Genomic DNA, 11,843 nt, shown 5'->3' with positions numbered 1-11,843 from the left:
ATATGCCCTCCCAGATTTAATGGATGTTTGGAGCCTGCCGCTCCAGATCGCAATATCTCTATTTTAAAGAAGATACAATCGCATCAACATTATGCTTAAACATCCCCAGATACGTTCCTTCCTCCGTTCCTTTCTTGCCCATCGCATCGGAATAAAGCTCTCCGCCAATTTCTACCTCATGTCCTTTTTCCCTGGAACCCTGAACAACGGCATTAATGGATTTCTCGGATATGCTGCTTTCCACAAATACTGCCTTAATGTTTCGTTCCGAAAGCACGCCGACAAGCTTCTGCACATCCTTTAGCCCATATTCAGAATCTGTACTTAGTCCCTGAAGCCCCATAACCTCCAGCCCATATTCCTCTCCAAAATACTGGAATGCATCATGAGCCGTTACAAGCACCCTGCTTTCTTCGGGGATGGCGGCAATCTGTTCTCTCGCGTAAGCATCCATTTCCTCGAGCTTTTTCTTATAAGCTTCTGCGTTTTTCTTAAACTCGTCTTTATGCTCAGGCATTTCCTTGCTAAGTTCAGCCTCAACTTTATCCGTCACTTGAATCCAATTCGGAATGCTGAACCAGACATGCGGATCATGAGCATTAGCACTGCCCTCCACCTTTAAAATTCTCTCAGCATCAATGGACTCTGCAACAGGGATTACCGGCTTGGTTTTCGAAACCTTTTCAAAAACCTCTCCCATCTTCCCTTCCAGATGAAGACCGTTATACATGATCATATCCGCCTGGTTCAGCTTTTGGATGTCCCCCTGGGATGCTTTATACAAGTGGGGGTCTACTCCCGGACCCATCAAAGAATCAACCTGCACTTTATCTCCTGCCACATTTTTCACCAAATCCTCAAGCTGGGCAATCGTTGTTGTCACCTTAAGCTTTCCGTTTTCCTGAGTTCCAGCTGAACTCGAACAAGCTGAAAGGAGTCCAAACACGATAACTACTGCTGCAATCCATAATCTTTTCATTTTACCAATTCCCCCTTAATGAAGTTGATGTTCGTAAGCAGCCTCTTTACTGGACTCTTTTAATCTATGTGGATTTTATAGAAAAGTACCACAGTGTTAGTCCAAAGAATAAAATTAACATAAGTTTAAAAATATTGCCCTCACGCAAAACTTTAACTCATGTATAATATAGTTGTCAACGGTGAAAGTTCGACAAGGACAAGGATTCTTTATTTCCCCCGCCAGCAGATCTGCTGTTCCTCCATACAAAAAAACACCAGCTGATTCAGCTGATGTAAATGGATGAGCGCAAAGGGAGTTTGAATTAGTTTGAAGTGTGCTTTTGGATGAGAATCTCCATTTCATTTTCCGGAAGATCCGTAAGTTTTTGGATGGTTTCGTGGGAAACACAGTGTTTGAGCAGCAGATGGGCTATAAAAATTTTTCTTTCATGCGGATCGTTTGCTGATGATTCTGGGCCAGTGATCATTATGGGTTCATTCCTCCTTTCTCTGCCAGTATAAATTAGCAGGCAGTTAACGGGCAAAAGACGGTTATGCCTTTTCCCGGGTAAGTTTTCGTATTTATCTTAGAAAAAAAATAAAACCTCCAGGCAGGAGGCTATTTTTTAAATATAAAACGCTGTTTTGTGTATTTCTTTAATTTTCCCCGGTCAATATCAAATCCTATTCCAGGTCCTTCAGGAACTGCCACCTTACCGTTGTGAATGGTGACCTCCGGGTAAATAAGATCTTCTTTCCAGTATCTTGAAGAGGCTGAGATGTCTCCCGGAATCGTAAAGTTTGAAAGGGACGCTGCAGCGATATTATGCGCTCTCGAAATACCGGTTTCAAGCATTCCTCCGCACCAAACGGGAATCCCATTCGCAGCACATAGATCATGAATTTTTTTTGTTTCGGTTAAGCCCCCTACTCTTCCAGGCTTAATGTTGATCACTTTACAGCTTCCCAGTTTTATGGCCTTCCGGGCATCCTCTGCAGATTCAATGCTTTCATCAAGGCAAATCGGAGTTTGAAGCATCTGCTGAAGAACGGCATGGTCCACGATATCGTCTGCTGCAAGCGGCTGTTCGATCATCATCAGTCCGAATTCATCCAGAGCCTTTAATTGTTCCGCCTGATCGAGCGTGTAGGCTGAATTGGCATCTGCCATCAATGATACATCCGGATAATAGCGGCGGATTTGCTTTATAAGCTGATAATCATGACCGGGCTTGATCTTTATTTTCAATCGTTTATACCCTGAAGCAAGAGCCTGCTCAATCGCTTCCAGCATTTCAGGCAGGGGAGCAAGTCCAACAACGATTCCTGCATCAACCGACTTTCGTACTCCTCCCAGCAGGCTTGATAAGGACCTGCCCTGCTGCTTTCCATACAAATCCCACATCGCCATTTCAATGGATGCCTTGGCCATCCTGTTTCTCTTTAGACCTGAAAAAGAAGAGGCTGTATCTTCCGGATGCTGATAGTGCCGGCCAAAACTTATAGGAATCAAAAACTCACTGAGCATGTGCAGACTTGTCCGTACGGTTTCTTCTGTATACCATGGTGATGAGAAAGCAACACCCTCTCCCCATCCGACCGTACCGTCCTCGTCTTCTGCCTCCACCAGGATGCTCTCCCGGTTTTCCACTTTTCCGATACTCGATTCAAAGGGCTTTACGAGCTGCATTTCGGTTAGATGGAGGGTAACTTTTTTTAAACGAATCATAGCTCCTTCCCCTTCAGCAGATGTCTTTGGAGTTTGCGGGATGCGTTTCTTGGCAGCGCGTCCGTAAAGATGATTTTCTTTGGGACTTTATATTTTGCAAGCCGCTCTGAACAGAATTGAAGTAATTCATTTCCAGAAATGTCCTGAGAGACTGCAACATAAGCATGCGGAACTTGTCCCCATCTGTCGTCAGCCACTCCGGTGACACCTGCTTCGAGCACTAAAGGGTGTTCTTGAAGCACAGATTCGATTTCAGCAGGATAGATGTTCTCTCCTCCGGAAATGATGAGATCGGAGCGCCTGTCCATCATGAACAGGAACCCTTCTTCATCGATCCTGCCAATGTCTCCCGTCTTTAGCCAACCTTGATGCATAGCCTTCCGGGTGGCCTCTTCATTGTTCCAATACCCCTTCATGACATTTGGTCCTTTCACCATAATTTCACCTGGCACATTCACACCGGCTTCATCTCCGGACCCATCCACCACTTTAATGCGGCATGGAAAAAGAGGCTTTCCGGCAGATCCTGACTTTTGAAGGGCATATTCAGGCGGCAAAGTCGCAAATTGGGAAGAGGTTTCTGTCATCCCGTATGTCTGGAATACAGGGATGTTTTTATCCTTACAGCGGGATAGCAAGGATGCGGGTGCCGGACCTCCGCCTAAAAGCATGCATCTGAATGTTTCAGGATAGGTGCCGCCGTTCAAATCCTGTACAAGTGCAGCAAGCATGGTGCTTACTGCAGATACGATGCTTACCTTTTCCTTTAAAATCGATTGATTGACGGTTTTCGCGTCGAATTGTTCGTGCAGCTGAACCGTTATTCCGTAGATTACACTTCTAAAAAGAATCGACAGGCCGCTGATGTGAAAGAGGGGTACAGCTGCCAGCCATTTATCTTCTGTATGCAAGCCCAAATTCAAAGCGGATCCGACAGCGCTCCAGTAATGGTTGCCAAAGGTTTGCATAACCCCTTTAGGTTTACCGGTTGTACCTGACGTGTACATGATGACGGCTGTTTCAGCAAGATCAAATTCTGTTTCAAATTCCACTGGCAGCCGGAAGATTGGTTCAGCCTGTACTGCAGTAAATGTTTTAATGTCCATTTCTTGGACCTGTCCGGAAAATTCTGCACCTGTTATCAGAAGGGCAGCCCCGGAGTCTTTGATTTGGTAGTGCATTTCGCTTGCTGAGAGGCGTGTATTAAGCAAAACAGCTGCTCCTCCGCAGTAAAAGACAGCATGAATCATATGAACCATTTCACTGCTGTTTTTCATTAGAATGGCTACCCGGTCCCCTTTTTTCACTCCAAAGCTCATTAGTGCTCCGGCTCTCTTTAGCGCCATCTCATGCATTTCTTTAAAGGTTAATGCATTCTCCTTTGTTTCCAGGCCTATGCGTTCCGGCGTCAGATAAGCCCGCTGCATTAGCCAGTTTGGAATAATCGCCAGATCAGTCATACGTTTTCCTCCTTCTCTTGCGGTATACAAAGACAGGCAGCCCCGATTGGCTGCCTGCTAAACTTCTGTTTAAGGAAAACGGGGAAATTGCTTGAAGTCAGGGCTGCGTTTGTCTTTAAATGCATCTCTTCCTTCCTTCGCTTCATCCGTTGTGTAATATAAAAGAGTGGCGTCCCCGGCAAATTGCTGAATTCCTGCAAGGCCGTCTGTATCGGCATTGAATGCAGCTTTAAGGAAACGGATCGCTGTCGGGCTTTTTTCGAGAATTTCTTCGCACCATTGAACGGTTTCTTTTTCAAGCTGTTCAAGAGGCACTACCGTGTTGACCAGACCCATATCCATTGCTTCCTGAGCACCGTATTGGCGGCACAGGTACCAAATTTCCCGTGCTTTTTTATGACCGACGATGCGGGCAAGATAGCCTGAACCGTAACCGGCGTCAAAGCTTCCAACCTTTGGACCTGTTTGGCCAAATACCGCGTTTTCCGCCGCAATCGTTAAATCGCAGACGATATGAAGGACGTGTCCGCCGCCAATTGCATACCCTGCTACCATTGCGATAACCGGCTTTGGAGTTACACGGATCAGCCTTTGCAAATCGAGAACGTTCAGGCGTGGAATTTGATCCTCACCTACATATCCGCCGTGGCCGCGTACCTTCTGGTCTCCGCCTGAACAAAAAGCCTTTTCTCCCGCCCCTGTAAGAATGATGACTCCAATGTTTGAATCATCTCTTGCATAAGCAAAAGCGTCAATTAGCTCAGTTACCGTTTTAGGACGGAATGCATTATGTACTTCCGGACGGTTGATGGTAATTTTCGCGATTCCATTGTACGTTTCATAAAGAATGTCTTCATAGTTGCGTTCTGCAACCCATTCAAATGCTGACATATTGAAATACCTCCCTATTGTTTTAGAAACCCATCTACTATTGTACCAAATATTCGCGGCTGTTCCACATGGATCGCATGGCCTGTGCGTTGAATTTCGATGTGCTCGCTGTGCTCAAGCAAATGGTGCATCTCTTTGCCAATCTCACAAAACTTCTCGTCCCATTCTCCCGTTAGTATCAGGACAGGAATCTTACATTTTTTCAAATGAGGCCACCAATTTGGCTGTACTCCCGTGCCCATGCCGGTCAGACTGCCGGCGAGTCCTTCCGCTGTATGGGAAAGGCGCTGCCGGCGGATGGCTTCCTGCTTTACGCTTCCAAGACTTTTCTGGCTGAAGAAAAGAGGGGTATTCTCCCACTTGTCAACAAATGCCCGGACGCCGTCCTCCAGTATGCTTTTTGCCAGTATGCGGTCACTTTCAGCCCGGCTGTCCCGATCCCTGCTATTTTTGATACCGGGTGAAGCACTTTCGAGTATTAATTTTTTCACCCGCCCCGGATTGTACATTGCAAAGGATAATGCCGTTCTTCCCCCCATGGAATACCCGGCGATATTTACTTTCTCCACATTCAATCCTTCTAGGAGAACGGTTAAATCACAGCAGACCTCCTCCATTGAAAACCGGGACTGATCATAAGGGATCTCTGTATTTCCATGGCCAATCAAATCTACCAAAATCAGCTTGTAATCGCCCAGAAAAGGAACCGTTTCCTTCCAGTCAGATGAGGAACCGGTAAACCCATGCAAAAGGAGAAGCGGTTCTCCCTCTCCGATTATCTCGATGTAATAGCGGATGCCTCTTATACCTTTATACATTTTTTATATCTTTCATTATTTCCTGGGAAACAGATTGCAGCAGATCCCGATGAATTTTGACACGTGTATGCCGGTTTGTCGGAACTTCAATAATATGAAGTCCCTTCTTGTTAATAAACTCCTTAAACGAAGATCTGAATTCGCTCCAGCTTTTCACTCTTATAAAATCTGCTTCATAAAGCTGGGCTGCTTTTTCATAATCCAACCCAATAGGAGTGCCAAAAAGCGTTTCGAAGTGCGTTTCATCGGAAGATTGAGGCAAAAATGAAAATATACCTCCCCCATCATTGTTCAGAAGCACAATCGTCATGGAAACACGATTCAGTTTCGCAGCGAGAAGCCCATTTAAATCATGGTACATCGACAGATCCCCAATCACAAGAACAGTCGGGGACTGAGAAGCCGCCGCCGCTCCAAGGCTTGATGAAACGACTCCGTCAATCCCATTCGCTCCCCGATTTGCATAAAGAGTAATATTTTTTTCGGTTACCTTAAAGTAGGAATCGGCATCTCTAATCGGCATGCTGTTTCCTACGAAAAGCTGAGAATCTTCTGGCATAAGCCCGCTTAACTCAACAAATATTTTCCCCTCAAAAAGATCGCCGCCCTCCTGGATTGACGGGAGGTGTTCTCTGAAAATGTCATTGGCTTTTTTCCACAGGGCTGCATATTCATTGGTGCTATTCCCTTCAATCTGATCCGTCAGCTGCCGGCAAAAGTCAGCTTCGCTCACCGAATATATTTCGGCGGCTGTAAGTGCAGGATCCCTCCACTTTCCGTTCTGATCGGCAACAACCTGATAAATTTCAGGTGAATTTTTGAGCATAAGAAAAAGAGGTTTTGAGACCGGCATTGAACCAAGCCGGATTACCATCTCAGGCTCTAACACAGTTCTCAGCTCTTCCCGGCTCAGAATGGAGGTGAAGTGTTCTATAATCATTTCCTTGTCGTGTTTTCCCGCGCGCATGTTTGAAAGCGGATCTGCTAAAACAGGGAAGCCAGAAGAAGCAGCCAGCATGGCAACAGCCTTTCTGCTTTCCGGATCAGAAAGTTCCCCGCAGACGATCAATCCCTTTTTCACAGTGCTGATTAACCGGGCCAGTCTTTTCATATCGGCTTCAGCAGCCATGGGCACGATTTGTGCTTTTACAGAATGCTTCGTTTTCCTTCCCTCACTGCCCCATAAATGAGGAAGCTTAAGGTTTGGAAGGAGCGGTTCTCTGAAAGGGAAATTAAGGTGTACAGGCCCCTTGGGAATGGCTGATGCATGTCCGGCTGCCCTGCTTGCAAGCGTTCTTGCGTATCGATGCATTTCCGGCTGGTCTTCTGGGATCGCTGCATCCACAAACCACTTTGCATATTTACCGTACAGATCAATTTGATCAATCGCCTGCGGTGCGCCTGTATCTCTCAGTTCGTGCGGCCGATCCGCTGTAAGCACAACTAATGGCACGCTGGAATAATGAGCTTCTATAATCGCCGGAAAATAATTGGCGGCAGCCGTTCCCGATGTACAAAGCAGCGCGACCGGTCTTTTAAGGCGTTTGGCCATTCCAAGTGCATAAAAACCTGCCGATCTTTCATCGATCTGCAGATGCGTATGGACGGAGGGATGCTCGGCAAGTAAAATCGCAAAGGGCGTTGACCGGGAGCCGGGGCTGATAACAGCATCTGTTACTCCCTGTGCCGATAATTCATCAATAAACTCTGCAGCGTAGCGGGTTAATGAATCAGATCCTGTCATACTTAAGGCCTCCTAAAGCTGAAAGCATCGGCCTTAGCTTAATTTTTGTTTCTTCGTATTCAAGCTCTGGATCCGAATCTTTAACAATTCCGCAGCCTGCATATAAAACAGCCGTACGATCCTCTACAAGACCGGAACGGATTGCTACTGCGAATTCCCCATTGCCTTTTGAATCAAACCATCCTACAGGGGCTGCATACCAGCCTCTGTCCATCGGTTCAATTTTGCGGATCATCTCCACTGCCTCCGCCTGGGGCAAGCCCCCAAGAGCAGGTGTTGGATGCAATCTCCTTACAATTTCCAGAAGAGAGGATTCTTTTTTTAAACGACCATTTATCGGTGTATACAAATGCTGAACATTTTTCGTTTTATAGATTCCAGGAGCGTCCGGACAATCAAGAGAAGAGCAATAATTCTCAAGTGCACCTTTAATCATTTTGACGACATATGCATGCTCTTCCAGGTTTTTATGATCATTGAGAAGCTCCTGCTCGAGCCGCTGATCCTCTTTCTTAGAGGACCCGCGCCTGATCGTGCCTGCCATACAGGCAGAGTGTACGTGCTGGTCTTTCATTTTAACAAGACGCTCAGGTGTCGCACCGATAAAGCTGGAAGATCCGTTCTCGAAACTAAACCGGAAGGAGGACTGCTGGTCGCTCACCAGCGTATGCAGTGCACTGAGCCTGTCAAATCCCTCATCCGAATGGAGAGTGACCTCTCTCGCCAAAACCACCTTGTCAAGCTCCCCTCTCCGGATAGCTGCGGTCGCTTTTGAGATGGATTGAAGCCATTCTTCTGTATGATGCTCATTCAGCTCAAAAGGAGCCGGCGTTCCGGCACCTTCCGCCTTTGATTGGCTCAGGTTTTTTATATAAAGTGCTTTTTGTATAAAATCAGCCTCTGCTTCTTCTGCTGTCTCCTCAGGAAGAATAACCTTGCTGATTGTGACTTCTGGCTCCCGGCCTTTTTTCCAGGATCCCAGGAAAACGGGAAGCACAAAACGGCCTTCCTTGTAAGGCTTCCAGCGGAGATTTTCGTTTTTCAAAGGGTCAAAGGAAAATCCGCCCATTAAAACCGGTCCGGGCTTATCTCTGGAACCCGGGTAATCTGTATATTTTTTAAAGCGCTTCCATTCCGTTTCAATCTCACTAAATCTTGCACTGGACTGCTCTGCTGTTTCAATGATCCATTCATTTCCAGCTCCAACCATTGCTCCCTCTGAATCAGGCGACATCCAAAACGTTCTCTCGCCAGCATAAAGATCCTCTGCTGCAGCATAAAAATGAAGGGGGGTCATATTCGAAATTGGAATGGTCCGGCTGACAATAACCTTTTGTCCTTCCCGGGCTTCATTCACAGCTAAGGCTAAAGTCTGCCTGAATGTTTTGCGCATTGTGGTAATCACCTGGCATACCCCCGTATTCCGTAAAATCGCTTTTTCTAACATACACCCGCTTCAATGGTGTGTCAATAGAATGAAACAGGCATTTTCTGCTTCTTATCCTTATTATAATACGTTTTTCAATTTCAATAAATCGGAAACACTTCTCACGCTCTCCATTGCACTCCAGATTGACAGTAGGTACCTATTTAACTAAACTTAACAGGAAGAGAATTGACTTCTATTGTGAACTAAAGGAGAGAAAAGAAATGCACCCTGATACACAAACGCATTCGGCTCCTTCCGTAGAACCTGATAAGAATTGGCGGATTTGGTGGATGCTCATGAGGCCTCACACCTTGACGGCAGCCTTTATTCCGGTTGCAATTGGAACAGTAATGGCCATGAAGGAAGGATCATTCAATGTATGGCTGTTCGCAGCTATGCTTGCTGCGTCGGTGCTCATACAGGCAGCGACGAATATGTTTAACGAGTACTTTGATTACAAAAGAGGCTTGGACAATGAAAACTCTGTAGGAATTGGCGGAGCCATCGTCCGAAATGGAGTAAAACCTAAGACCGTCCTCACACTTGCCTTTATCTTCTTCGGAATCTCGACCTTGCTTGGTGTATATATTTGTCTGGAATCCAGCTGGTGGATCGCTGTCATCGGCACCCTGTGCATGATTGCCGGCTACCTTTATACAGGCGGACCGCTGCCGATCGCATATACTCCATTTGGAGAACTGACAGCCGGTCTTTTTATGGGCGTAGTCATCATATTAATTTCATTTTACATTCAGACAGGTACCGTAAGCATGAACGCATTTTTAATCTCATTGCCCGTTTCCCTGTTGGTAGGGGCGATTCTTCTTTCCAATAACATCAGGGACCTGGATGGGGATAAAGAAAACGGCCGCAAAACATTGGCTATTTTAATGGGCCGCAAAAAAGCAATTGATTTTCTTGCCATCATTTTTATTTGCTCTTACATCTTCATTATTGCGTTTATTCTTGCAGGTACGGCCTCTTTATGGAGTCTTTTGGTTTTCCTGAGCGTTCCAAAATCTGTTTTTGCTGTAAAAGCATTCAGAGGAAAAAGCCGTCCGATTGAAATGATGCCTGCAATGGTGGCAACAGCGCAAACGAATACTCAATTTGGCCTGCTGCTCGCAGCCGGATTGCTGATCAGCTACCTCGTTTCGTAACACGGTCTTCCGGACCGTGTTTTTTTTATTTTCTTGTTCATACTAAGCAGAGCATAAAACAAATAAAGGGAGGAATACCCCCTATGCTTACAGATCAGCAGCTGACTGCTTTTCAGGAACAGCTTCAAAAGTCAAAGGAAGAGCTTGAGCAGCGCTTTAAGGAAAATGGACATTTCGGTCTTGAGGCAGGACACCCGCATGATACAGTGGGAGAATTGTCCAGTTATGATAATCATCCCGGAGATGAAGGAACTGAGCTTTATGAACGCGAGAAGGATGTTGCATTGAACGAGCACGCCGAAGAAGAATGGAGGGATCTTAACCGCGCCCTCAAAGCTATGGAAAACGGAACGTATGGAACGTGCGAAGTGTGCGGAAAGGATATTCCTGTGGAGCGGCTGGAAGCCATCCCGTCTGCTGTCACATGCAAGGAGCACTCCCCAAATCAGTCCGTCTCTTTCGACCGCCCGATTGAAGAAGAAGTATTAGCCCCTCCATTCGGGAAATTTGTTTATGATGGCTCTGAAGCTTTTGATGCGGAGGATGCCTATCAGGAAACAGCCCGCTTCGGTTCATCAGAATCTCCATCAGATTTCGAATATCCGATGGAGAACTACAATGACGCGTATATTGAATCAGAAGACAACATCGGTTACGCAGAAGATTACGAAAACTTTGCAGGAACAGATATTGAAGGGAAAAATCTGACGGTCTATCCAAATAAACAGCATGAAAAGTACGAAGATGAATTAGACGAATGGGGAATTATGACCGCTTTCGGCGATCTGCCTGCATCCGAAAAAGAGCCATATTCAGAGAAATAAAGGAAAACAGAAAGCCTTCTAAATGAGGAACAATATTCGGGGTCGGAGGAATGCTCCAGCCCCTTTTTTCTGCCTGTCCGGGAGCGGAGCAGAGATCTTGTGCGGCTCTGGCAAAGCTTCCCGGCAGCTAAAGTATAAAAGAAATTTACCATTGGGCTTCGTACACCCTTCATGCATAAGCTATTTGAGCCTATCCTAACGTTTGAATGGTACTGCAATGGTGAAAAGGAATGAGTAAGTTATAAAGGAGGGATATCTATGGTTCGTTCCATTTTCATTTTTGTTTTTACATATGCACTATTTTCGATCAGCGGATTCCTGTTTCAAGTAGATCAAAGCTGGTATGATTCATTAAATAAGCCGGAATGGACTCCTGCTGGAGGTACAATCGGCTTAATTTGGGCCTTCCTGTTTGCACTTATTGCAGCATCCATCACATTGATTGACCGTAAAGCTGGGTTAGGAAAGCTTTCAGGCTTTTTTTGGGCCACCCTGATTGTGAATTACCTTTCCAATCAGCTGTTCAGCTTCTTTCAATTTGCTCAAAAGAATCTTTTAGCTGCCGCGGTAGACTGTGCCGTGGTGGCAATTTCAGCTTTGGTGCTTGCCGTTCTTGTATACAGGATCCGAAAAATAGCGGGTATTCTGCTTATTCCATATGTTTTATGGACGTTCTTTGCTCTCTATTTATCCTATTTGTTTTATTCGATGAACGTTTAATCTCATGCCTGGCTGAGTTTGAAAAGCTTTTTGTTCGCAGTAAAGCCTTTTTCCAGGCGCTCACGGGCTATAGGAAGGGTGCTGCGCCTGCGCGGCGTGTTCCGTCTC

General features: G+C 45.9%; 11 protein-coding genes. 3 read left to right on the top strand and 8 right to left on the bottom strand.

The annotated features are described in order from the left end of the window. Positions 1-58: 58 nt before the first annotated feature. From ACQCV8_RS04665 to ACQCV8_RS04630, 8 genes are all read right to left on the bottom strand, one after another. On the bottom strand, positions 59-979 hold the full coding sequence (locus ACQCV8_RS04665; RefSeq protein ID WP_426843395.1) for a metal ABC transporter solute-binding protein, Zn/Mn family: 921 nt from the start codon (positions 977-979) through the stop codon (positions 59-61). Positions 980-1,283: 304 nt separating this feature from the next. Continuing rightward, positions 1,284-1,448: a hypothetical protein gene (locus tag ACQCV8_RS04660; RefSeq protein WP_426843394.1), complete on the bottom strand. Its 165-nt coding sequence runs from the start codon at positions 1,446-1,448 to the stop codon at positions 1,284-1,286. A gap of 131 nt (positions 1,449-1,579) precedes the next feature. Further along, complete coding sequence (gene menC, locus ACQCV8_RS04655; RefSeq protein ID WP_426843792.1) at positions 1,580-2,686, bottom strand: o-succinylbenzoate synthase; 1,107 nt, start codon at positions 2,684-2,686, stop codon at positions 1,580-1,582. After that, positions 2,686-4,149 carry an o-succinylbenzoate--CoA ligase gene (locus ACQCV8_RS04650; RefSeq protein ID WP_426843393.1) on the bottom strand — a complete coding sequence of 488 codons (1,464 nt, stop codon included), beginning with the start codon at positions 4,147-4,149 and terminating at the stop codon, positions 2,686-2,688. The genes menC and ACQCV8_RS04650 overlap by 1 nt, the downstream gene beginning before the upstream one ends. 69 nt (positions 4,150-4,218) lie before the next feature. Further along, entirely contained in the window at positions 4,219-5,040 is an 822-nt protein-coding gene (gene menB / locus ACQCV8_RS04645; protein ID WP_426843392.1) for a 1,4-dihydroxy-2-naphthoyl-CoA synthase, read from the bottom strand. A gap of 14 nt (positions 5,041-5,054) precedes the next feature. Then, a complete protein-coding gene (gene menH / locus ACQCV8_RS04640; RefSeq protein ID WP_426843391.1) occupies positions 5,055-5,858 on the bottom strand; it encodes a 2-succinyl-6-hydroxy-2,4-cyclohexadiene-1-carboxylate synthase in 804 nt (267 codons plus the stop codon). Continuing rightward, a complete protein-coding gene (menD, locus tag ACQCV8_RS04635; protein ID WP_426843390.1) occupies positions 5,851-7,602 on the bottom strand; it encodes a 2-succinyl-5-enolpyruvyl-6-hydroxy-3-cyclohexene-1-carboxylic-acid synthase in 1,752 nt (583 codons plus the stop codon). The genes menH and menD overlap by 8 nt, the downstream gene beginning before the upstream one ends. Further along, the gene (locus ACQCV8_RS04630; protein WP_426843389.1) at positions 7,589-9,007 is read right to left on the bottom strand and encodes an isochorismate synthase; all 1,419 of its coding nucleotides are present in this window, start codon (positions 9,005-9,007) and stop codon (positions 7,589-7,591) included. The genes menD and ACQCV8_RS04630 overlap by 14 nt, the downstream gene beginning before the upstream one ends. Before the next feature lie 245 nt (positions 9,008-9,252). Between ACQCV8_RS04630 and ACQCV8_RS04625 the strand changes: the two genes are divergently transcribed. From ACQCV8_RS04625 to ACQCV8_RS04615, 3 genes are all read left to right on the top strand, one after another. After that, on the top strand, positions 9,253-10,191 hold the full coding sequence (locus tag ACQCV8_RS04625; RefSeq protein WP_426843388.1) for a 1,4-dihydroxy-2-naphthoate polyprenyltransferase: 939 nt from the start codon (positions 9,253-9,255) through the stop codon (positions 10,189-10,191). 83 nt (positions 10,192-10,274) lie between these two features. Further along, positions 10,275-11,015, top strand: a complete 741-nt coding sequence (locus tag ACQCV8_RS04620; protein WP_426843387.1) for a yteA family sporulation protein — start codon at positions 10,275-10,277, stop codon at positions 11,013-11,015. A 258-nt stretch (positions 11,016-11,273) separates the two neighbouring features. Beyond that, on the top strand, positions 11,274-11,735 hold the full coding sequence (locus ACQCV8_RS04615; protein WP_426843386.1) for a TspO/MBR family protein: 462 nt from the start codon (positions 11,274-11,276) through the stop codon (positions 11,733-11,735). Positions 11,736-11,843 lie beyond the last annotated feature (108 nt).

Source organism: Metabacillus sp. 84, assembly GCF_050107715.1.
In the GTDB taxonomy this organism is placed as follows: domain Bacteria; phylum Bacillota; class Bacilli; order Bacillales; family Bacillaceae; genus Metabacillus_B.
This window is presented reverse-complemented; position numbering and strand designations above follow the sequence as displayed.

Excerpts from the sequence above, each read along its gene's own strand:
- menD (WP_426843390.1), bottom strand. The coding sequence starts at position 7,602 with ATGACAGGATCTGATTCATTAACCCGCTACGCTGCAGAGTTTATTGAT.
- ACQCV8_RS04650 (WP_426843393.1), bottom strand. The coding sequence starts at position 4,149 with ATGACTGATCTGGCGATTATTCCAAACTGGCTAATGCAGCGGGCTTAT.
- ACQCV8_RS04660 (WP_426843394.1), bottom strand. The coding sequence starts at position 1,448 with ATGATCACTGGCCCAGAATCATCAGCAAACGATCCGCATGAAAGAAAA.
- ACQCV8_RS04665 (WP_426843395.1), bottom strand. The coding sequence starts at position 979 with ATGAAAAGATTATGGATTGCAGCAGTAGTTATCGTGTTTGGACTCCTT.
- ACQCV8_RS04615 (WP_426843386.1), top strand. The coding sequence starts at position 11,274 with ATGGTTCGTTCCATTTTCATTTTTGTTTTTACATATGCACTATTTTCG.
- ACQCV8_RS04620 (WP_426843387.1), top strand. The coding sequence starts at position 10,275 with ATGCTTACAGATCAGCAGCTGACTGCTTTTCAGGAACAGCTTCAAAAG.
- menB (WP_426843392.1), bottom strand. The coding sequence starts at position 5,040 with ATGTCAGCATTTGAATGGGTTGCAGAACGCAACTATGAAGACATTCTT.
- menH (WP_426843391.1), bottom strand. The coding sequence starts at position 5,858 with ATGTATAAAGGTATAAGAGGCATCCGCTATTACATCGAGATAATCGGA.
- ACQCV8_RS04625 (WP_426843388.1), top strand. The coding sequence starts at position 9,253 with ATGCACCCTGATACACAAACGCATTCGGCTCCTTCCGTAGAACCTGAT.